Genomic DNA, 20,607 nt, shown 5'->3' on the forward strand with positions numbered 1-20,607 from the left:
ATATGTTAATAGCCGCTTTTTAATCGTCGTATCATGTCGAGCAATAACAAAAAGACATGCGTTAGCATGCCTTCTGAATCAAGCTTTCGTATTGAGTCCTAAACTCATCCAGTATATCTTGTACGCTTCCTAACTGGGAGTCTGCAATCTTGTCGTACGAACTCGTCACGACTCCACTGAAATATTCAGTGTTGCCTAGCTGGATTTCTTCAATAGCCTCAAACATTGTATCTATTACGTCAGCAACGGCAAGTATTTCCCCTTCAATAGAATCGTCTTTGGCCGTTAGCGTTAAGGAACGAAAATGCTCTTTCCATCCACTCGGCAAAAACTGCTGAGCGTATTCTTCCTCAAAGACTTGTCGTTCAAGACCTTCTACAGCACGCGTCATAGCTTTTGTACGTTTTTTGGTTAAAGAGAGTATATCACCTGTCAATATTTCTATCTCATCATGAGAAATTGCTTTTTCAAGCAGTTTTCCCATATCAATTTCCTTGCCGTATTTTTCTCGCTCTATTAGTGCTAGTCCTTGAGCAATTTTGGCTACCGACCATGAATGCTCTGCTACACTGCGTTGCTTAAATAAGAATAAGTTTTGATACCGTTTCAGGTTCATTAATCCTCTGCATTTCAATAGATATTGAATGACATTCATTTTCATTCCCCCTTAATTTCTCGTTCTTTATAGTATACACTATTTACATTTCGTTGTCTAATATGTCGTGAATTTTTAATGGAACAAATTAATGTAATTTAGACTAGCAAATCCATTTTTGTTAAGGTCTTTTATACCTATCTGTGCTACGATTAATATTATCAACATTTCACTTTTACGTACACAATTAAAAAAATGGTAGCTTTCTACCAACAGAAGGAAGGTAATTATAATAAAATACGGAAATATAAAATACGGTGAATTAAATATGCCAGTAAACAGCATTAAATACAAAGAAGGGACTTATAGCAACGAGTTAATAATTGAAACGAAACAATTTACGCTGTCTATCATTATGTTCTGTGATATTTTTAACCCTAGCGATAATGTTGCCAAAGGCTATTCCACTTATGACATGGAGAAGAGTTTCAAATACATTCAATTTGAAATTAGAAGTGGTATTAACGTTGATTTAGACACTAAGTTTGCCAGTTGGGGAAAAGGCTCCAAAGGAAAACCAACTTCGGACCCCTTTAAAACTGGAGATTTAGAGGTAGAAATGAACTTTAAACCTTTAGACAAATTTGATCCTAACAAAGGCTTACCTTTGCATTTGCGAACATGATAAAATGAGAATAAAAAATGACCTCTCCTCAGTGGAAAGGTCATACCCTGTTTTGTCTCCTACTCATTATCTCTACTGATCCTGGTTGTGCAGGGGGTGGAGCTGGTTTACGCCCGTCTCCACGCTGCTTAGTTGTTTGCGGAGTAACAAGTTCTCTCTCTTGTAAAGGTTGAGCCTGAACGTTCTGAGTCTGTCCTCTTCTTTCTGCTTGAATGTCATACCATTGTTCATACGAAAAGTTCTTGGCTTCCTCTGTTTTCATTCCGTGGCGAGCTTTGACATATTGCACGGTGTCATAGAACTCCCGCATCGTAATCATACGATCTCTATAGTGCATTGTATGCACGTAGACCCCCATGAAGACTGCAGCAATAAAAATTCCTCCTGGGTTAAAGTAACCATAAACAATATTGACATCCAACAATACTTCTTTCAATCTTTCCGGTCCTAAGAACAAGAAAATGGCTAGTGATACTGCTACATATAGTCCAAGGCGAAACTTAGCCCCTACGTATAAGAACTGTTTAGTTTTAATGAGCTTTTCGACTGGTTTATAAAGCTTCCGATGATGAGCATTCCAACGGCCCAAATTTCCCATCTTCATAAAGATGGATTGGTACGCCATATATAACACAATAAAGGCAATGTCGAAACTCATGATGATGCCTGTGTATGACACCCCTCCAAGTCCGACTGCAAAGAGTCCGATCAAGTTTACTTGACCAACTAGTTTTGATACATCCCCCTCCATAGCATCGTGTGGAGGAGGGAAATAAGTTGAATGATTTTCTCTTTTTCTTTTCATGTAAATCCCTCCTGTTTAATTTTTATCCTTTTTGATTACTGGATTGCACCATTTGCAATCTCTTCCATTTCTTTCTGAGTGAACACATTTGACCAAATATCGCGTGTGTCTTCGATGGCTATATCAATTTCTTCTTTTGTTAAGCCTTCAAAATAGGTGGACCAGTCTTTTTTCAACTGTTTTTTCCACAAATCACCGCTTTTTTCGACAGCTTTCTCTTTGCTTGTCTCCATCACTCTTCTCAAGCTCTCAGAATCTATCACTCCCGTACTATCTCGTTTGGAAGTAAACGATGCCAAGGCTCCCTCTACCTTGTGACTAGCTTCGTCATTTAAGATTTCAGACAAATGGAGTTTTTCCATCGTTTCCTGTGGACCCCAAATGAATGCCACATTGAAGAGAATAACTGCTACTGCAATGCCAAGTGCCAACTTAATGGACAATTTGAGCAAAAATACCATTATCGATAGTATAACAAATACCACGATCAGTGTTAGGATTATTTCTGTCATTCCTGATAACCTCCCTTTCCATACATTCTATGCAATTAAGGATGTTTTGAGCTACTTTCCTTTTTACCTGTGACCTCGTCACTCCATTTAATTAACCAGTCCATTCTATGCAGAGAATCCTTCTTCGATTCAGCACACACAAAAAGACGCCCTTTCGGACGTCTCTCATTAACTAATTTTCTTTTCAGGAAACTCAAACTTAATAGAACCAGCTTCTAATTTGAGTATGGCATCGAACGGTTTTTTGGCTTTTGATGTCATTCCTTTAACAAGTCCCGTTTTCCCCTTTTCGCATAAGTCCTTAATATTCTTTTGAGTTAGCTTCTTTCCTAACATGACTGTCGGTAGGGTAAATTTACAGCCACCCTTATATTCCGTACAACCATAAAATGTCTTATGGGAAAACAGCTTTCCTTTTTTACATGCCGGGCATAAGGCGATTCCCTCTGCTCCACCTGATTTTCCAGCAGATGTTTTGCCAGTGCTTGTATTAGTGAAAGTAGCCCCTTGTATCTTCGTTGGAACCTCTTCAATCATTGTTTGAATAAACTTGCCGATGTTACCCAAGAACAAGTCTTTGGAGCCATTGCCATTTCCAATCTTTTTCAGATAGGTTTCCCATTTAGCTGTCATGGATGGACTAGAAAGTAACGTTCCTTCTATTGCTTCGCAAAGGACAATTCCCTTATCTGTTACGGAAACTATGTTTTTTTGCACAGCGATATACTCATGCTTCTTGATCGTCTCAATAATATTCGACCTCGTAGCTTCTGTCCCTAATCCTTCAACCTCTTTCATTATTTCGCCCTCTTCACTATCTTCGAGGTTTTTACCACATGTTTTCATCATGTTAATCAGTTCCCCTTCGGTATAGGGCTTAGGAGGAGAGGTCATGCCTTTACGAATACCTACTTTAGCATCAACTGACTCTCCTTTGACTAATATCGGCAGAGCTTGGTCTCCGTTTCCTTTCTTCTCTACAGGGAACAAAGCCTTCCACCCTTTACTAACTTCAGTGTTACCGGTCGTGTCGAACTGTAATCCTTTCACCTCTGTGATTATCTTTGTTTCCTCATATACATAATCTTCATGGAACATAGCGAGTGTAGTGTTCAGCACTTCAAAATAGATATTATTTTCTTCTGTACTTAATTTGGCAAGCTCGTTTGCTTTAGGCAACATCTTCGTCGGAATAATAGCATAATGCTCCGATACTTTTGCTCCGTCTACATACCGTTTATTAGGCTTAGTAGAAACAGGCGTGAATCTAGCGTCAGCAATGTCCATATATCCCTTAAGATTTTTCACAAGATACGCAAATTCATTTTCTGTGATGAACTGCGTGTCTGTTCGCGGATATGATAGCAACTTTTTCTCATATAAATTCTGCACTGTTAATAATACACTCGCAGGACTATACTTCCATCGCTTGTTGGCCACCGCTTGCAAAGTAGATAAGGCATGGAGCTTTGGCGATTTTACTCGTTTTTCTTTTTTAGTAACAGAGTGAACAGAACCATCTTCTTCTCCTGTAATACCATGCTTATTCATCAGCGATTCTACTTCTTTCTTATCCTCGCTTTTAATCTTCGCTTTCCCTTTGTATTCGCCATTCTTTGCTTTGAACTGTCCTTCAAGTTCATAGAATGGTTTTGCTACAAAATTAGCAATCTCTTTTTGTCTCTCATATATCAGATAAATAGTCGGACTTTGGACACGTCCGATTGGTAAGACGCCGTCAAAACCTTTCTGTTTCATTAGAATGGTGTAAAGACGCGAGAAATTCATGCCGACTAACCAATCACTAATTTGACGAGCTTTTGCTTCATCGTATAGCATCAAATCCTTCTTGTTGTCATGAAGATTATTAAATCCTTTACGAACTTCATCAGCTTCGAGTGAGTTTATCCATAAACGCTTAACCGTCTTATTCTTTACGCCTGTCATCTGTAAGATACTGTAGAAAATATTCGACCCTTCTCTATCAATATCTGCCGCATTTATAAGTGTCTCAATAGACGGATCATTAAATAAACGTTTAATATACTCAAACTGAGCTACTTTTCCTTTTGCCACTTTATGCTTGTATTTTGCAGGCAATATAGGCAATGTGTCCATTCTCCATGTTTTCCATTTTGGGTCATATTCCTCCGGTTGTTGAAGCTCAACTAAATGTCCAATTCCCCATGTAATAATAGCCCCATCAGGGAATGTTGAACATTTTTCCAACTCTATCATGACTGTATCTCGATGCTTCAAAGTAAAGGCCTCAGCGTACGCTTTTGCTTGGCTTGGCTTTTCAGCTAAAATTGCTACCTTACCCATATATATCCACCCCTCTGTTTTTTTGCGACTTTTGTAACTAGTAGTCAGTCTCCCACAAAAAAAGAACGGTTCCCAATTGGTTCCGTCCATATGTTTCGTGAAAGGTTCACTCTTGCGGTATCTCTCTATCTTCGATATTGCCAAAAGGCATGAGCTTCCAGAAAGCTTTTCCCATTATGTTTTCCACTTTTACTGGCCCATAAATTCTTGAGTCAATCGAGTTACCGTGATTATCGCCTATCACATAGTATTCATTTTTCTGTAGTTTTATTTCGCTTAATGGGTTTGACAAGTCTTCCTGTATGGAAACCCCTGTATAATCAATCCCATTTATCCAGATACTAATACCATCTGTCTCTATGACATCTCCAGGAGCAGCAGCTATGCGTTTGACCATTTGTTCACCGTTTACTTGGAAACGAATAACCTCTCCAATCTCGTAGGAATCCGTTTTTTTCTGATATAGTACTAAATCTCCCACATTTAAAGTAGGTTCCATCGAAGCAGACGGAACTCTTCCCATGCCAATGAAGAGATGAAGGATCAAGAAGACAACAATTATCCTTGGTATCCAAATCCACCCACTATAATGTTTACTCCAGTGAAATCGACTTTTTTCTTTACCCTTCATACACTTCACCCCTTTTCGTTACTATAATTATAGCACTTCGGCATTATTTTGTCAAATATAATTTACAGAACTGATTCAAAACTGATTCAAAACTCGAATATAATCGCCAAAATAATTAACTTCTCTTCGTACTCAATCAAATCTTTTCCAACAAAAAAAGAGGGGAAATCCCCTCCTCTTTTAGATCAGACTGAAACTTTCAGTTTTGTTCCGTATGTTAAATTGCTGTATAGCTTTCTTCACTTCCATTGCAATAGCCTTTCCTAATTGCACAGGAACAGAATTTGCAATCTGCTGCTGCATTGAGGCTAAGGTTCCTTTAAATTCAAAGCTATCTGATAGTCCAAAGAGTCTTGCACATTCCCGAACGGATAAAATTCTATTTTCTTCTGGGTGCGTAATATTGGACTTCCTTGGATTTGCAATAGTAATAGCAGGCTCATCCCATGCTAGACGTCGATAAACAGAACTATGTGTCTTGTCTGACTTCATCTTCCCTGTCTTTAATTCGTCTGGAATATCCCTCCAATTTCCGCCTTGAGGTACATGCTTCATACGAGCGATGGTATCTGCTTTTCCTTTACTATAATCTCCTTGATTCAGAAGGTCGGTTGTGATCCCTTCAAATGCTTCTCGAACTGTAATATAGTTGTCCTTTGTGTACAAAGGTTTCGGCAAGTCTATCTTGCCAATTTTAGAACCGATAAAGAATGCTCTTTTTCTATCCTGAGCTGCTCCAAATTCAGCGGCTGAAAGAACACCAGAAGTGATTTCGAACTCTGACAAAGCTTCATAGATCTCTTCTTTAAATCTCCCATCTCCTGCTGTGAGGATACGAGGAACATTCTCTAAGACAAACACCTGACAATTTTTGTTGGCTTTGATGGAATCAATATAATGGCGAACCAGCATATTGTTAGGATTGTCTAAAAAATTCGTTTTCCTATTTGCAGCAGAAAATCCTTGGCAAGGACTACCGCCAATAACAACTGGAGAACCTATTTGATTAAAGCGACTTTTGTCAAACTCTGTAATGTCTCCTGTATGAATATGATCACCAATGTTCTGACGATAAGTTTCAGCGGCTGATTCGTTCAATTCTAATGCGAACGCTACATCAAAACCTGCCTCTTGAAACCCTACATCCAATATCCCTGCTCCACTGAACAAACTTATCAGTTGTAGTGGTATTTTTAAATCTTTTAGGGACTGCCTTGTATTCTGAACGGAAGAGCTAGAAAATGCACCACCATCTGCATAGTCAAAGATGGATAGCTGTTCAAATGAACCTACAGCTCCGACTACTTGGTCTAGTTCTTGCTTGGACATTCTGACTTCGACTAATTTTTTAACGCGAAGGATATCTTGAATATCGATAATCTTCGAGGCAGAAGAGAATAACTTCTTCGCTTTCTTCTTAACCGTCGAAACTAGCGAGTCATTAATCGAATCATCTTGCACATAGCCACTAACCACGATTTCGTCATCATTGATCTCTACTTGTAAGAACTCTGCACCGTCAAATACCGCTAGTGCTTCTTTACTGCGAATATCAATGACTGGTTTAACTCCATCATTCATAATCCTTTTAGATACAACATTCTTACCATCTTCTGATGGAACAATAACCACCTTTTTCGCTTGCACGTCGATGATATATTTATAAGAAGTTCCAGGTTGGAAGGAAGTATTTCTCAATTGTTTGTCCTGTAGGTAGATACCACGTTTTGAATTCTTAGCTTTTCTCGATTTGATGAACATTAAGTCATCTCTCCTTTTAATATGCAGTTGAACTGCTCCAATTTTGATGGTTCTATACATTCTATGCAGTTCGGCTGAACTTACAAAAAGAGATTTCTGGACAAAAAAAAGAGAGTCGGCTAATAGCTGCAACTCTCTCTTCTTTTCTATTTCTCGTTTGTTACTCGATTTGCCAGTAACTATGCAAGGTTACTCAATTTTCCAGTAACCTCTTAGTCAATGTGTCTAGTGCGACGCTTTATGGTCGAAAGACGACTTAAATATATTCGATTTCATCCCATTCTAAATTCAGTTTATTTGCTTCTTCTTTTGCTTTGAATATGGCTTGTAAACTAGTATTACCAGTAGTTTCAATAACAACAGGTTCTTTCATTTTGTTACCTTTAACTTTAAATTTAAAATTCAATTTCTAACACTCCTTACTTCGCATTTTGTTGTCTACTGCTACTTCGTATGGTCGAACTGTGCGATAGTCAACTTTCTTCCAAGACTTCATTTACTTCCTCAACAATATCATCTGCATCCATTGATTCACCGTACTCTTTTCCAATTATGTTTTCTGCATGGTATTTACAAGACTCTAATACATATCTTAATTTTGAGACCTTTTCATCTACTTCTTGAAGGGTCTCTAAGATAGTAACAATGTCGTCATCATCCATTCTCGTAGAAAACTCCCCACGTAACTTAGCCATTAAATCGTCTATTTGCTTCATAATAAATCTTCCTCTCTAATTCATAGTTTGTGATTACTGCTACTTCGTATGGTCGAACTGTGTGTTACGAAAGTTAATTAATATTGCCATATACACTTTCTAACACACTTTTTAACTCACTTATCAATTGTTCTTTCGTATGGAAAGTCTCCATTTTACCGCTTTCTAACTCCTGTACCATTTCAATGCACCATTTAACGTCATTTACCAATGTTAATCGTGTTGTTCTAAGTTCTGACATCGCAATCGATAGTCCCATTTTTATTGCTCCTTTACCTCGCTTTATGTGTGAACCGCGGCCTAGCATTCTAAGCTTACGAGGCTATAAGTCTCTTGTATTGTCTAGAATAAAAACTAATAAAGTTTTCCACGCCACCTTCATAAATAATCATCCCGTCATAGCCTAAAAACTGGACCTGAGGTATAAGGTGTTCGAAAATCTCCCAAGTATCTTGATATAACACCCCCGTTGTCTGTAATTCTTCAAAATTGTAAAAGGTTTCGCCAGTATAAAAATCTTCTAGTACTGGAACGGATTCCAATAGCTCATTAATATGGACTCTGGAAGAAGTATCAAACGGTAGACTTAGCGTTAATACATACACCTCGACTTCTCCATAGTCTTCGGAAAACGATTTTTCCGAAGAGAAGAATACAACATTGTCATTTTTATCTTCGTGATTTTTACAACCGTGATAGACTTCTAATTCCAACATACGAATCCACCTTTCTTTCCCTTTTTAGTTCATTAAACTTCCAACTTTTTACAATGATAGTAGTTTTCATTCTCTTTTTAATTTGTCGTTCATGTTGAAAGGTACATAGAACATTACCAAGCCCATACCGATTACAGCTAAAATGCTTACTTTAACTATGCCGCCAAATATGACCAATGCAAAACATAAAATCGCTATCCAACTATACATTTTCAATGTGTCTTCACCCTTTTCTTGTTCAGCAAAAACTACTCAATTGCTTAACATGCAGGTAAACTGCTCCTGTTTATTTAATACATGACATTCTATGCATTTGCTTTCCGAATCATAAGAAAAAGACGCCCGGAAGGACGTCTTAGTATTCGTGCAAGTCATCTTGTATGTTTACTTCACCTGTTCCTTTTGATACATTAAACCCCGCTTCACGGAAGACCTTGATTATCTCATCTTGGCTTAATCCTTCCAGTTGTTTTCTTATTTCTTCTCTAATGTCCATTCAAAATCACTCCTTTACTGTATGCGTGTCTGCCACATCGTATGGTCGAACTGCGTATCAGATATTTTTGCTAACTGAATTTAGAAATATTAGCACGTGATTTAGTTTTTCTTCTGCATTCTCATAATCGTCACTTAAATCCCCTTTTTTAATGTCTTTTATGAACTCCGCTACATTCTTATATTCAGTTCCAAAATATATATTTAAGTGGTCTATTAGCTTCATGTGGATTCCTCCTACTTCTCTTTATGTGTCTACGTTTACGTATGGTCGAACGGTTTAGTTAGCTTCTTCTCTTTTAATAACTATTATTGCCTGTTGTAACCCGAAAATTAGCTGATAGTGAGCGTTAATACTTTTTGCAAATTCAATCTCTTTTTCTAAAAGAGCAATGATTTTTTCTTTATCCACGCTTTCTCCTCCTTCGCATAATGTGTCTACTGTTACTACGTATGGTCGAACTGTTTAGTAGAATTGTTTTGGTAATTCTATTTTCTTGAGTGTATCTTCTAATTCTTTTTGATAACCAGATTTGTATGTTTTAATTTCAGAAACAATTCGGATAAAGTGAGAGTCTGACTTGTTAGACTCCATTACACGGATTGCTTCTTCCAAAGCCGATACTTCATCTCGCAACTTTTCTAATTTCATCATACCTTGTAATGCATTCATACTATTTCCTCCTATTAGTTGCTGCACATTAGGTGTACACTGCCACTACGCATAACCGAATTGTGCTTTAGTCTCTTGCGTTAGAATAATCTTCTTCACATTCTTTAGAGCAGTATGTGTTTTTGTCATGCTCTGCCGAAGATTCGCTCGCAAAGTAGTGTTTATCACAAAGTTCACATATTTTAGCTATTTCTAATGCCATTTTATTTTCAACTCCTTATCTCACTTTTTGTGTCTACAGCAACGTGCTACAATTTATCAATTAGCTGTGTCATTAACTCTTTTCTGCAACGTTGGCAAAGCTTCAGGCTCATACCTCCGATTACAATTATTGTTTCTGCCCATACATGCCTGTCTAAACAGTCATTACAAACACTCATATCATCTTTATTTCTCTCTACTTTCAAAATAATGCCTCCAATTCTTATACTTGGAACTTTTATTGAAGCTAATTCCTCTGCATTCATGAAGATAATTTATGAATTAGTTCACATATAGCTTTATTAAAACGAGCTAAATTTTCGTTATCCTAAATTTCAAATATAAATGCTCTGCTTTTACTTCCATGTCTATCAAAAGCACCCGTCAGTATTATCTATGAGGGGTACTGTTGAATACCCACCACATTCGACAAAGGTAGTTAGGGTTTGTTGTGTCGTATAATCAAGCACATAATACGTACCTTGTTAATGCCTTGTGTTTTCTCCCGCAGTTTTCACAAACAAGAGACATTGGGTCTTCATTTTCATTTAAAACTGACAATTTCACATCCTTACAATCCTTATTATTGCAAATTCTATTCGCCATTTTCTTCATTACTAATTCCTCCTCCTTGCAGCATTACTGCTCCTGTTTAATTAATACGTTATATAGTATGCAGATGCATACCTAACCATAAGAAAAAGACGCCTTGAAGGACGTCTTAGTGTTCGTGCAACTCATCTTATATGGTTATTTCCCCTGTTCCTTTTTTTGGAATATTCATTTCGAACTAAGCTCCCATAAAGCTGAATCATAAGCCAGTGTGAATACTTTACCCTCGTTTGCTGGCGAATAAGTATCCACAATAATTAATCCTTCTTCCACCTCTACGTAGTAATCAACGTATCCATCTGTAAACTGATCCTTGTCAAATTCATCAATAAAGTAATACCACTTTTCCTCTTCCCCTTGCCACACCATTATATACGTTTCAACACCACGAGTTTTTTTAAGTTCTTGTGCCAATTTCTCACTTAATGTAAACTCATGTTTGCAATCAAGACAGTTTTGCTTTCGTTCGAAAAGCCATGTTTCTGTATCCTCGCTAGAACATTTGGGGCAATTAAAACCTGGTTCATTATCCACATTTTCTTTTTTCATTTTTGTTTCTTCAATTTTTCCATCGAGAAATAAGGAAACATAATCAGCCCAATTTTCAATATTGAAATGATCTAGAACTAAAACTTCTGCTTCATCTAGGTCTAGTCCTTTATCATCGACCGCTATGCTAATAAAGTCCTCAGTCGTAAGCCTCCATACCGTTTGATCTTTGTAATCCTGCAAAACTGCTACTTTTGATTCCAAGTCTTTAACCTTTCTTTCTAGCAACACTTTTTCTAGTGATGAATCTCCTTTAAGAAACGCTTCTACTTCTTCTTGTTGCGATGTGAAAGATGCTTCGGTAAGCAATGCTTCTAGAATAGATTCAACCGTTTTCTGTTCATCGGGAAGATAAGCAGGTTCATCAAATTCTTCTCCATTCATCGAAAACCTTCTAACTAGGTCATAGACAACGATTTGCTCAGCTTCTTTTACTAATATCCAGCCATTTTTCTCCGCGTCATCAAATAATTGATCCTTACTCATTTGGTCTTCTACGATAACCGTAATAAATTCATTCTTTTCTAATTCTTTTACCAATACAAAATTCATATATAAACTTCTCCTTTTTGCGAAACAGCAATATAGCTGCACCATGTTTTTATAATCCTTGCATTCTATGCAGTTGCCTTCCGAACTATAATTAAAAAATCCCTCAAAGGACTCCTTCAAATTAATATTGAGATTCCGCTAATAGAGAGATATTTCCTGCAAAAAAAGAGAAGCAACGTTCTGCTTCCCTCCTTTTGGTCAATTTATTCCGTCATACATAGCCAGAAACTCCTTACCATTACGATTAAATGCCAAAATTCCACGATCTTGTTTCGTTTAATTGTTCATTAATATCCTTGGATAAATCATAAACTTCCATAATTTGAACTTCGCTGCCATCATAACTATCCGCTTTTTCACGAACACTTTCAGAAGCATGAACATAGACAGGATAATCTTCATGATCCCACGTATCCACAGCAATGATTACATGCGTAGACCTCTGCTCCAGACCTCTTTCTAGCCATCCTTTAATTTCTTCTCTCGATGAAGCCATAATCTATTCCTCCTCACCTCAATTAAATACGTTTAATAGATTGTCGACAACATTCCCAATGATTCTCATGTGATTATCGTCTACTAATGCCTGGTCCAGCTTGTCGGCGGTGTCCGTTGATTGTATGTCTCTTCCTTCAAAATTGGTAGTAAGGAGTAATTCACCTTCATGAAACATTACAATCCCTTTAGAGGGTACATTGTCTTCTAATATGTCATTTAATTTAATTGTTGTTCCTGTTATATCTTTTAAATTTGTATTTATAGTAACCATACGTATTTATTCCTCCATTTCTTATTTCTGCATAATTGCACTTATAATTCAATTACCTCCGAATCTGCAGATAAGCTGCTCCTGTTTAATTTGATGCCCTCTATTCTATGCAGTTACTTTCCTAACCATAAGAAAAGACGCCCATAAGGACGCCTCTGTAAAATGTGTAATTCTATTTTAGAGAATTTTCCTTTTTCTTACTTTTATACACATCAATACGTTTCACAACTTGCATTCCATGTGTCCCTGTTTCAATCTGAGAGCCGGACATGCCTAATGGATAGCCTTTACTTAATAAAAACTCAAAGATTTCCTTCGCTATCTCCTCATTGTGACAATAAACAATATCCTCCATATTCGTAAATGGCACCGGCATTTTCATACCCCTTTCTATTTCTGGAATGTGAGTTTTCACTTCTTAAGGGAATAACACATTTATTTGTTCGTTTACACTCTTTAGTTGTTCTTGATTTTCCTTGCTTAGCAATTGTGCATCTTTAGACAATTCGGTTCTAACTCCAAGATATATAAACAAGCATCCTATCTGCAGCAAGCATATAAACATCAAAATACCTTTTTTCCTTTTCAATTGAACAATTCCCCCCGTATTAAAATCTGCATTTAGACTGACTAACACTTATTAATCCCTCTATATGAGCCATCTAATAATCAATTCCTTTCCTTTTCTTTCTTTTCCTAGCAGTCTTTATTGAGAGTTTTGACTTTTATACTTCTCTCCTACTGCTTTTTTCTTTTATCACTTCTAAATCTTTGAACATCGCAGCTGTGACAAAGGTATTTAGTTATTACCTTTCCTACTGAAAAATAAGCAAATCCATTATGTTCATATTTTGTGAACCACCTTTTGCAATCTCCACAATATAGCCAAAACTTCTTTTTTCGTAAACGTTTCTTCTTTGGCGGTGTCAGATTCCGTTTAGGTATCTTCACTTTTATGCTTTTTCCCTTTTTCAACGTGGAGAAATATTCGCTTTTCATCGTTTACACTCCATTCCCTAAAACCTTCTTCAAATCGTACACAAATGATTCCATTTTCTTTTTATTAAACTGATATAATTTCGTACTCTCGAGCGTTGGTCTTTCTATACGTAAGGTGTTTTCACGGAAATCTAAATATCCATTGTTATCCAGTGCTCTATCATAATACTCCGAGTAATCCGAACCGCAGCTATTGCATTCGGTAGGGACGAAGTTGCTCCACGACTTGTTTGACACTGTCTGGAGATAATCAACCAACTCTAAGAATGTTTCTTCTCCAAATTCAAAGATGAATTTCAAGCCTTGATTACCGATCGTTTCTTCAGCTTCAAAAATAACCGCTGACTTCCTACTGATGACAACCAAATTTCCACCGTTTACTGTTTCGAAAATTCGTACATCCATCGCTAATTTCTCCCCTTTACATCTGATGGCTCTAATTGGCCAGGTACATTGACCAGTAATTCTCTTAATGGCATAATCAAGTAGATTATCCTAGACCACTCCTTTTGTGAAGCAACCATATAGCTGCACCATGTTTTTATAATCCTTGTATTCTATGCAGGTACCTTCCAGACCATAAGAAAAAGATGCCTTAAAGGACTCCTGTTCTTAATTAATAATGAAGCTCCACTAATAGGAAGATATTTAATGCACAAAAAAAGAAGCAATGTTTTGCTTCCCTTGACAACTCTTCTCTTTTCTCTTCATTTAGTAAAGTTCGAACTAACATCCTCTATTGATTTAATTTCTGTAACCTCATATTCGATGTCGTGCTCGACATATTCAAACCCACCACTAGTAACAAATTCTGCTTCTACTATCGCCATAAAGTAGTAATCTGATGCTTGTAGATTGTCTTTTATTACTATGCTTAATTCCGACTCTAGGTCATATTTTACTTCTGGAACATAATTAGGTGTGATTTGCTCTAATAAAGCGTGGTCGATATCATCAAATATCCCTGTATGATTATGATCATCATGTATTATATCAAGTATCTCTACCTCGTTCTCCCCATCTTCACCTTTCCAAATATGTGCCGAAACAATTGCTTTGTTTACCATCTTATTGCCTCCCTTTTATTTAGCAGCCTCGCACTGCTCCTTTTGAATGAATACTCCCTAGTATATGCAGTTCTATTCCGAACAATAAAACAAAAGCAACTACGCAATAGGTTAGTCCTAATCAACTCGATAAAGTGTTGTTCTTCCACTACGTTTTCTCATTGAATAGAATCCTTTCATTTTAGAAATACTTTGTAAAAGTTAAACAAAAAGGAGCAGGTATAATGATTACCAATCAACCATGTGGATGCAGAACCAAACCTTTAGACAAACACTATAAAATCAAGAAACATTTATTAGAAGGAAACATTGTGTGGTTTGATGACCCTCATTGTAAAGAACACGAAGATGGAAGTGGTTTAGAGGGGTTCATGATCTATAAAAATGGTGTTGTTCATTCATTAGTAGTTCCAAACAGCGATAGACATATGGGTGAACCAATCGAACTTTCGCTCTCTCAAGCAATTTGGCAACTTGACGAATTCTTTAAGTTTGGATGTGACTTCTCATACGGAAAAGCGAGCCTAAAACTGGAAGGTGACCATTTTCGTCTTTATTGTGGGGGCGAAATTTAATATCTAATGAGATGTTCTTCTAAGCATGAAAAAGAGGAGCAATATCTGCTCCTTAATCTTAAAGTTATGTCAACAATATACTTGTACCTACTATAAGACATACTGTCATTGAAGAAAACATAGCTATATCCATTGCCTCATAGCTAAGATATCCTATCTTATATTCTATTAACAAATTAATTAATATCACTATTGAGACCAACAAGTAAATTACTCCCCAAGTCAGCATGCAAAGCTCCCTCTCATATATTATCTCCGCGGTTTCTCCACACTAATGTTCCCACTCTCATCTATTAATAGGCTTTGCCCTGTATATTCGAGCCCATTTGATTCCAATACAGTGACGAATTCCTGCCAAGTTATATCTGTGCCATCAGACTTAAGGAGCACGCCGTCTAATTTCATTGCTATTTGGTTTTGCATCTTATTCACACTCAACCTTTCCTAATAGTTATGGCCATAACATCTCAAATATTTCTACTTCGTTTTGAAGCTTGTCATCGGAATATTTCGCATAGGTCGCGAAGATATGGGTCCCGAATATCTTATTACATAAAGCACAGTAAACAATCTTTTCCTCCCTTGTGGTCTTTGGTAGACTCTGTACTGCTTCATAATCAATAGTTCCATCTAATTTTCTCGGCATCACGACAGGATCGTCTGGATAGGCTTCAATAAGTGTATTAAACTTTTCATCGTCGTAATACATAGGGTTCCTCCTTAAAGTGATAACTGATAAAAGGCCGAAAAAGTCAGTTCTACCTCTCTTCTTTGCTTATCTGTCGCACGAACAATATTTTTACGCAACCACTCTATTTGTGCTTCTGTCGGGTTCCTAGAACAATCAATAAATACATGACATATGCTTGAACCTTCTTTATCTGCCCAGGGAGCAGTGCCAAACTTAATAAACTCAACAGACATGGCAATGTTGTTATAATCATGGTCATTTAGCTGATAGATTTTCACTAACTCGACTGCTTTGTCACAATGCTCTTGATATCCACATGGGTACCACACTCCATCTTGGGCTAAGTAACCCGATAGTCCATACTTTTCCATCGTTGCTCTCTCCTATATGACTATTTCAGGTGTTTTGCTTGGCTATTTTCAGCACATTTGACGTTTTGCTTTTATTACCTATTCTTCTATTAAGGAACTGTAAATTACGCCTGTTCCATCTGATGTTAATGCAGCTTCGTAATGATCCAGGTCTACGAAATGACCTATAGTTTTTTCAACTTCAATATCTCCTTCTTGAATAGTCAATTCCTCTCCAACTATCGTCCGATAGTACAATTCGGAGGGAACTCTTAATTTAAAGACTTCCTCACCTTTCAAACCAACCAAATAGTATGCACTTGAGGTAGCTAGCATGCCTGCATTGACTCTTCCTGTATACTTATCTGTAATTTCATATTTCTCTTCATGGTTGTATTCAAAATTTTCAACAATAGAAGCCTCAAACGCCTCTATTCTGTCCGCTGTTATATTTTTCGTAGTCGTTCCTAGATGATTTAGTGAAACCAATACTAAGAACAAAGTCCCTATTACAAAAGCAATTGAAGCTACAAGGATGCCCCACATCTTAAGCTTTTTCATATTTCCCCCTCCTCTTATGATTTCATCTTTTCCCATCTCGTATATCTTGATAGAATTTCCGCAACTCTGTCTCATTAGAATCGGAAGACATCTCTAATGAAATCTGAATATACTCTTCCAGCTGTTCCTCCGATGCTTCTAGGATCATTTTCTTCAGCGAATCGTATGCGACTTTCCAATTTTTAAAGTTTTCATCTGCTTGTTTACTGATGGCTTCCTGTTCCAATGTTTTCATCATATCTGCCCCTTTTCACATTTCACCAAAACTACTTCGTTGGCATCTTTACGTCTTTTAGACCTGACAATACCAACTCGACCTCTAAATCATTCGAATAACTCTCATTTACTTTATTTTGAAAAGATTTCAGTAGTTCGGCTGCTGTTTTTTCTTCTTTTACTTTCATTTTATAGAGTTCATCTAAAAGAGGGCTCAATAGATCCTCTATCTTCTTCCTAGCATCTAACCCAAGTGTTATCTCATTTTCTTCACTGTCCTCTAAAATAATGTGAATTTTCATTAGAGCGGGTTGGAACTTAAATAATACTAATGAAACAGACAAATCAATCTTTTCTTTAGTTAATAACCATTCTATAGAGGATTGATGACTGATTGAAAGCAACTTTGCAGTCATTTCGAAATTGTCTCCTTCTAATTCTTCCTTTGACTTTTCTGTTGCTTTATACGGATGACCACCGAGCATGAAAAGAGTTGATTTTTCCTCTGATAGTTTTTTTTCTTTCTGGTATCCAAATACAAACTCTCGTGTTTTCTTTCTAATTTCTAAATGCTCAATATCTTCTCTGGAAACATATAGTTTTCCATCATCTAATTTATCCCAGACTTTAACAAGTAACGGTAAAACCTCATGTTTTTCTGTCTGCTGAGTTTGATCCTCGATATTTCCTCTATTTATTGAATATAGTTTGTAGGCCAAATAAGACAAAAGTATAGACACCGTAATACCGAAAATTGTAATGAGAATAGTACTTAGGCTAAAGTATGATAAGGCTACAGCAAAAAATCCAGTAAATATTATTGCTAATATGATAATAGTCTCAATAGTCACCATAATATACCACCTGTGTTACTGTTTCCTCTCGTTACCTTTTCTGTTTTCCTAACTCTTTTAGCAATGTTTTCGATATGTTTCATCTCTGACTTTACAGGCCTTGGACAATAGATAATCATTTTTCGTTTTTCTTTTAAATCACTATATTTTTTCCTAAAGAAATATTTTTTTCGGAATACATCTGCATCTGCGATAACCTTTGCAATCTCATCCTGCGTCATCCAAAAGAACGCTGCTTCGTCCACCATAAAAGGAAGGTATTTCTTTTCATTTTTCTTGGTTTGTCTTTTTTTCATACGAATTCCCTCCTTAGAACAACCTCCTCTCCTAATGAAGGAGAAGTTGGTCGGTTTACTTCCTAACTAGACTTGCTGAATCTATCGAAATTATTAATCGCCAGACGCAACTTGCGACCAATTAGCGAATTTCGATTGGTTTGTTCTACTTTTAATGCAGCTTTGTTCATAATCTCCACGGATCCTATATTAATAATCAACTCTTTTGCTCGTGTCCATCCCGTATACACCAGATTTCGGTTCAGCATATTCTCGCCCATCTCATGAAATGGCATAATGACTACTGGGTACTCACTGCCTTGACTCTTGTGAACAGTCATAGCATAAGCAAGCTCTAACTCTTCCAAATCTTCTAATGTATATTCGACTACCTTTTCATCATCATATTCGACCGCAACCAATGTCCCATGATCTCTATGTCGGATTATCTCAAGTATTTTACCTACTTCACCATTCATTACATCAAGATCAGTATTATTGGCCATATGAATTACTTTATCGCCCTCTCTAAAGTAAGAGCCTTTGTCGAATGGGTTTTCAACACCTTTTCCATCTGGATTAAATACCTTTTGCAGTGTTTGATTCAAGTACCATACCCCTAACTCTCCTCGCTTCATTGGAGTTAATACTTGAATGTCGTCTAAACGCTTCCCTTGTTTTAAAAGCTTTTGTATGGATTTAATTAGAAAGTCCTGAATTTTCTTGTGATTATTGTCTGTTTCTATAAAGAAAAAATCACCTTTCTCGTTGTTCCATGAAATACCACCAACATCTTCTGTCGTCAAGCCACGTTTCATGGCGTACGCATTTGTGATTATTTGACTATCGAGTGCCTGACGGAACACCTCTGTTAATTCAGTGGTGGGAATACGACCCGATTCGATGAAATCTTTTAATACTAGCCCTGGACCAACAGAAGGAAGCTGATCTACGTCGCCAACAAATAAAATTGACACCCCTTCGTCAATAGCGGTTAACAGTGAATGACAAATAAAGACATCCATCATTGATGTTTCGTCTACAACTACTAAATCTCCCTCGATTAACACGTTTCCTTCTTGTTCACTGCCATACTTTAAGGCACGGTGTATTGTAGATGCTGGACGCTTAGCCATTTCTTCCATTCTTTTGGACGCTTTACCTGTCGGTGCCAGCAAATGAACAACTGCACTAGGTCTGTACTGTTTTAAGCAGTCAATAACGGCTCGAACAGTATGCGTCTTCCCTGTTCCTGGTCCCCCCGTCAGAACGCTGACACCTTTCGTCAACGCCATAACGACAGCATTCTTTTGACCCTCTGCGAAACCGACACCAGTTTTCTTCGTTTGTTTCTCTACCCATGCTGTCACATCTTGCGGAGAAACTAACCACCCTCTCTCTTGAGAGACCAAATGTTTCATTCGGCTGACAATACCTGACTCCATCCGATGATATATTTTCAAATAAATACATTCGTTTTCTTCTTCATCAAAATCTCTAAGGATCTCACCTGTGTTCAATAAAAACTCGACACCGACTTTTGCTAGTCGAAGTGACTCTGTTTCCGAAAGCTTGTGTCGAAACGATGTTGAATTGATCCATTTTGCTAGCGAGTGCTCCAATTCTCGACTATGCAGGAACAAGTCTCCCCTACGTTTCGCGTAGGATTCAAGCATAGAAAGAATACCTGCTCTAATTCTATTGGCATTCTGCGTGTCGATTCCCATTGCATCAGCAATTGCATCTGCCTTATGAAAATCGACATCACACGAACCAACAAGAATATACGGATTCGAACGGACCTTTCGAACAGCTTCATCCCCGAATTTTGTATATAAATGGTTCGCAATCTCTAAGTTTCCGCGAACTGACAACATATATAGAGCAACTTCTTCAAAATTTTTATGCTTGACCATATCTGTGTGAATTTGTTCTGCCTTTGCTTTAGTCATGCCTTGAATTTCCAACAGCTTTTCCGGTTGTTTCTCAATGACCTCCATACAATTGATGCCAAATTGGTCCACAATTCGACTTGCTATCGTGACACCTAGCCCTTGCACATGCTTTTTCAAAAACTTCTTCATTCCTTTGTTCGTCTGTGGCATTAGCTTTTTCGGCTGTTTTACTTGAAAGCGGTGTCCATACTTGCCAGAATCAACCCATTCGCCATCCGCTGAAAAGTCATCACCTTCAAAAATCGACATAAACTCCCCAACTACCTTATGGTCCTTCGTTGGTGCTGACCCATCGGGTTGTTCGATAAACTCAATGCTAGCAACGGTGAATAATGATAATGGATCTCGCTTCATAATCCTTTTTATTGTAAATGTCGCCATTTTTTCGCCTCCTGTAAACACTTTGTCATATTATATACTATAGTATACATATATTTAGGTTTTTTTGCAAATCTTTATTTCGCAAT

The 20,607-nt window shown here is 37.2% G+C and carries 34 protein-coding genes; 2 read left to right on the forward strand and 32 right to left on the reverse strand.

What is annotated here, in order from left to right:
- Positions 1-61 precede the first annotated feature (61 nt).
- On the reverse strand, positions 62-655 hold the full coding sequence (locus tag MHI40_RS21115; protein WP_340765243.1) for a YfbR-like 5'-deoxynucleotidase: 594 nt from the start codon (positions 653-655) through the stop codon (positions 62-64).
- Positions 656-923: 268 nt separating this feature from the next.
- Here MHI40_RS21115 and MHI40_RS21120 point away from each other — a divergent pair, with 268 nt between their 5' ends.
- Positions 924-1,280 carry a hypothetical protein gene (locus MHI40_RS21120; RefSeq protein ID WP_340765246.1) on the forward strand — a complete coding sequence of 119 codons (357 nt, stop codon included), beginning with the start codon at positions 924-926 and terminating at the stop codon, positions 1,278-1,280.
- A gap of 40 nt (positions 1,281-1,320) precedes the next feature.
- Here MHI40_RS21120 and MHI40_RS21125 read toward each other — a convergent pair whose 3' ends face one another.
- The 23 genes from MHI40_RS21125 to MHI40_RS21235 form a co-directional block, all read right to left on the reverse strand.
- Entirely contained in the window at positions 1,321-2,085 is a 765-nt protein-coding gene (locus tag MHI40_RS21125; RefSeq protein ID WP_340765248.1) for a hypothetical protein, read from the reverse strand.
- Positions 2,086-2,120: 35 nt separating this feature from the next.
- Positions 2,121-2,597 (reverse strand): hypothetical protein, encoded by a 477-nt coding sequence (locus MHI40_RS21130; protein ID WP_340765249.1) that lies wholly within the window; start codon positions 2,595-2,597, stop codon positions 2,121-2,123.
- A 168-nt stretch (positions 2,598-2,765) separates the two neighbouring features.
- On the reverse strand, positions 2,766-4,922 hold the full coding sequence (gene topB / locus MHI40_RS21135; RefSeq protein WP_340765251.1) for a type IA DNA topoisomerase: 2,157 nt from the start codon (positions 4,920-4,922) through the stop codon (positions 2,766-2,768).
- Between the two features lie 106 nt (positions 4,923-5,028).
- Positions 5,029-5,553 (reverse strand): signal peptidase I, encoded by a 525-nt coding sequence (lepB, locus tag MHI40_RS21140; RefSeq protein WP_340765253.1) that lies wholly within the window; start codon positions 5,551-5,553, stop codon positions 5,029-5,031.
- Between the two features lie 180 nt (positions 5,554-5,733).
- A complete protein-coding gene (locus MHI40_RS21145; protein WP_340765255.1) occupies positions 5,734-7,374 on the reverse strand; it encodes a DNA cytosine methyltransferase in 1,641 nt (546 codons plus the stop codon).
- Between the two features lie 196 nt (positions 7,375-7,570).
- Positions 7,571-7,720 carry a hypothetical protein gene (locus MHI40_RS21150; protein WP_340765257.1) on the reverse strand — a complete coding sequence of 50 codons (150 nt, stop codon included), beginning with the start codon at positions 7,718-7,720 and terminating at the stop codon, positions 7,571-7,573.
- Positions 7,721-7,787: 67 nt separating this feature from the next.
- On the reverse strand, positions 7,788-8,030 hold the full coding sequence (locus MHI40_RS21155) for a hypothetical protein (RefSeq protein ID WP_340765259.1): 243 nt from the start codon (positions 8,028-8,030) through the stop codon (positions 7,788-7,790).
- Between the two features lie 73 nt (positions 8,031-8,103).
- Positions 8,104-8,289, reverse strand: a complete 186-nt coding sequence (locus MHI40_RS21160; protein ID WP_340765261.1) for a hypothetical protein — start codon at positions 8,287-8,289, stop codon at positions 8,104-8,106.
- Between the two features lie 55 nt (positions 8,290-8,344).
- On the reverse strand, positions 8,345-8,746 hold the full coding sequence (locus MHI40_RS21165) for a hypothetical protein (RefSeq protein ID WP_340765263.1): 402 nt from the start codon (positions 8,744-8,746) through the stop codon (positions 8,345-8,347).
- Positions 8,747-8,812: 66 nt separating this feature from the next.
- Positions 8,813-8,956, reverse strand: coding sequence for a hypothetical protein (locus tag MHI40_RS21170; RefSeq protein ID WP_340765265.1), 144 nt, complete (start codon positions 8,954-8,956; stop codon positions 8,813-8,815).
- 145 nt (positions 8,957-9,101) lie between these two features.
- Positions 9,102-9,242: a hypothetical protein gene (locus MHI40_RS21175; protein WP_340765267.1), complete on the reverse strand. Its 141-nt coding sequence runs from the start codon at positions 9,240-9,242 to the stop codon at positions 9,102-9,104.
- A 57-nt stretch (positions 9,243-9,299) separates the two neighbouring features.
- Positions 9,300-9,467, reverse strand: coding sequence for a hypothetical protein (locus tag MHI40_RS21180; protein WP_340765268.1), 168 nt, complete (start codon positions 9,465-9,467; stop codon positions 9,300-9,302).
- A gap of 54 nt (positions 9,468-9,521) precedes the next feature.
- Positions 9,522-9,653 carry a hypothetical protein gene (locus MHI40_RS21185; RefSeq protein ID WP_340765271.1) on the reverse strand — a complete coding sequence of 44 codons (132 nt, stop codon included), beginning with the start codon at positions 9,651-9,653 and terminating at the stop codon, positions 9,522-9,524.
- 54 nt (positions 9,654-9,707) lie between these two features.
- On the reverse strand, positions 9,708-9,914 hold the full coding sequence (locus tag MHI40_RS21190; protein ID WP_340765273.1) for a hypothetical protein: 207 nt from the start codon (positions 9,912-9,914) through the stop codon (positions 9,708-9,710).
- Between the two features lie 67 nt (positions 9,915-9,981).
- Positions 9,982-10,116 carry a hypothetical protein gene (locus MHI40_RS21195; RefSeq protein WP_340765275.1) on the reverse strand — a complete coding sequence of 45 codons (135 nt, stop codon included), beginning with the start codon at positions 10,114-10,116 and terminating at the stop codon, positions 9,982-9,984.
- Between the two features lie 46 nt (positions 10,117-10,162).
- Positions 10,163-10,321, reverse strand: a complete 159-nt coding sequence (locus MHI40_RS21200; protein WP_340765277.1) for a hypothetical protein — start codon at positions 10,319-10,321, stop codon at positions 10,163-10,165.
- A gap of 574 nt (positions 10,322-10,895) precedes the next feature.
- On the reverse strand, positions 10,896-11,828 hold the full coding sequence (locus MHI40_RS21205; protein ID WP_340765279.1) for a hypothetical protein: 933 nt from the start codon (positions 11,826-11,828) through the stop codon (positions 10,896-10,898).
- A gap of 244 nt (positions 11,829-12,072) precedes the next feature.
- On the reverse strand, positions 12,073-12,324 hold the full coding sequence (locus MHI40_RS21210; protein ID WP_340765281.1) for a hypothetical protein: 252 nt from the start codon (positions 12,322-12,324) through the stop codon (positions 12,073-12,075).
- Positions 12,325-12,342: 18 nt separating this feature from the next.
- Positions 12,343-12,597: a hypothetical protein gene (locus MHI40_RS21215; RefSeq protein WP_340765283.1), complete on the reverse strand. Its 255-nt coding sequence runs from the start codon at positions 12,595-12,597 to the stop codon at positions 12,343-12,345.
- A gap of 172 nt (positions 12,598-12,769) precedes the next feature.
- On the reverse strand, positions 12,770-12,973 hold the full coding sequence (locus tag MHI40_RS21220; protein WP_340765285.1) for a hypothetical protein: 204 nt from the start codon (positions 12,971-12,973) through the stop codon (positions 12,770-12,772).
- 42 nt (positions 12,974-13,015) lie between these two features.
- The gene (locus MHI40_RS21225) at positions 13,016-13,234 is read right to left on the reverse strand and encodes a hypothetical protein (protein WP_340765287.1); all 219 of its coding nucleotides are present in this window, start codon (positions 13,232-13,234) and stop codon (positions 13,016-13,018) included.
- Between the two features lie 365 nt (positions 13,235-13,599).
- A complete protein-coding gene (locus MHI40_RS21230) occupies positions 13,600-14,001 on the reverse strand; it encodes a hypothetical protein (RefSeq protein WP_340765289.1) in 402 nt (133 codons plus the stop codon).
- A gap of 302 nt (positions 14,002-14,303) precedes the next feature.
- Positions 14,304-14,663, reverse strand: a complete 360-nt coding sequence (locus MHI40_RS21235; protein WP_340765291.1) for a hypothetical protein — start codon at positions 14,661-14,663, stop codon at positions 14,304-14,306.
- 224 nt (positions 14,664-14,887) lie between these two features.
- Between MHI40_RS21235 and MHI40_RS21240 the strand changes: the two genes are divergently transcribed.
- Positions 14,888-15,238 (forward strand): hypothetical protein, encoded by a 351-nt coding sequence (locus tag MHI40_RS21240; RefSeq protein WP_340765293.1) that lies wholly within the window; start codon positions 14,888-14,890, stop codon positions 15,236-15,238.
- Between the two features lie 249 nt (positions 15,239-15,487).
- On the opposite strand, the gene MHI40_RS21245 is transcribed toward MHI40_RS21240, so the two are convergent.
- The 8 genes from MHI40_RS21245 to recD2 form a co-directional block, all read right to left on the reverse strand.
- Complete coding sequence (locus MHI40_RS21245; protein WP_340765295.1) at positions 15,488-15,670, reverse strand: hypothetical protein; 183 nt, start codon at positions 15,668-15,670, stop codon at positions 15,488-15,490.
- A 19-nt stretch (positions 15,671-15,689) separates the two neighbouring features.
- Positions 15,690-15,947, reverse strand: coding sequence for a hypothetical protein (locus tag MHI40_RS21250; RefSeq protein WP_340765296.1), 258 nt, complete (start codon positions 15,945-15,947; stop codon positions 15,690-15,692).
- 11 nt (positions 15,948-15,958) lie between these two features.
- A complete protein-coding gene (locus tag MHI40_RS21255) occupies positions 15,959-16,300 on the reverse strand; it encodes a hypothetical protein (RefSeq protein WP_340765298.1) in 342 nt (113 codons plus the stop codon).
- A gap of 78 nt (positions 16,301-16,378) precedes the next feature.
- Entirely contained in the window at positions 16,379-16,840 is a 462-nt protein-coding gene (locus MHI40_RS21260) for a hypothetical protein (protein WP_340765299.1), read from the reverse strand.
- Between the two features lie 22 nt (positions 16,841-16,862).
- The gene (locus MHI40_RS21265; protein WP_340765301.1) at positions 16,863-17,078 is read right to left on the reverse strand and encodes a hypothetical protein; all 216 of its coding nucleotides are present in this window, start codon (positions 17,076-17,078) and stop codon (positions 16,863-16,865) included.
- 28 nt (positions 17,079-17,106) lie between these two features.
- Complete coding sequence (locus tag MHI40_RS21270; RefSeq protein WP_340765303.1) at positions 17,107-17,910, reverse strand: hypothetical protein; 804 nt, start codon at positions 17,908-17,910, stop codon at positions 17,107-17,109.
- Complete coding sequence (locus MHI40_RS21275) at positions 17,904-18,206, reverse strand: hypothetical protein (RefSeq protein WP_340765305.1); 303 nt, start codon at positions 18,204-18,206, stop codon at positions 17,904-17,906. The genes MHI40_RS21270 and MHI40_RS21275 overlap by 7 nt, the downstream gene beginning before the upstream one ends.
- Positions 18,207-18,268: 62 nt before the next feature.
- Positions 18,269-20,521, reverse strand: coding sequence for an SF1B family DNA helicase RecD2 (gene recD2, locus MHI40_RS21280; RefSeq protein ID WP_340765307.1), 2,253 nt, complete (start codon positions 20,519-20,521; stop codon positions 18,269-18,271).
- Positions 20,522-20,607 lie beyond the last annotated feature (86 nt).

The organism is Psychrobacillus sp. FSL H8-0510, assembly GCF_038008345.1.
GTDB classification, from domain to species: Bacteria; Bacillota; Bacilli; order Bacillales_A; family Planococcaceae; genus Psychrobacillus; species Psychrobacillus psychrotolerans.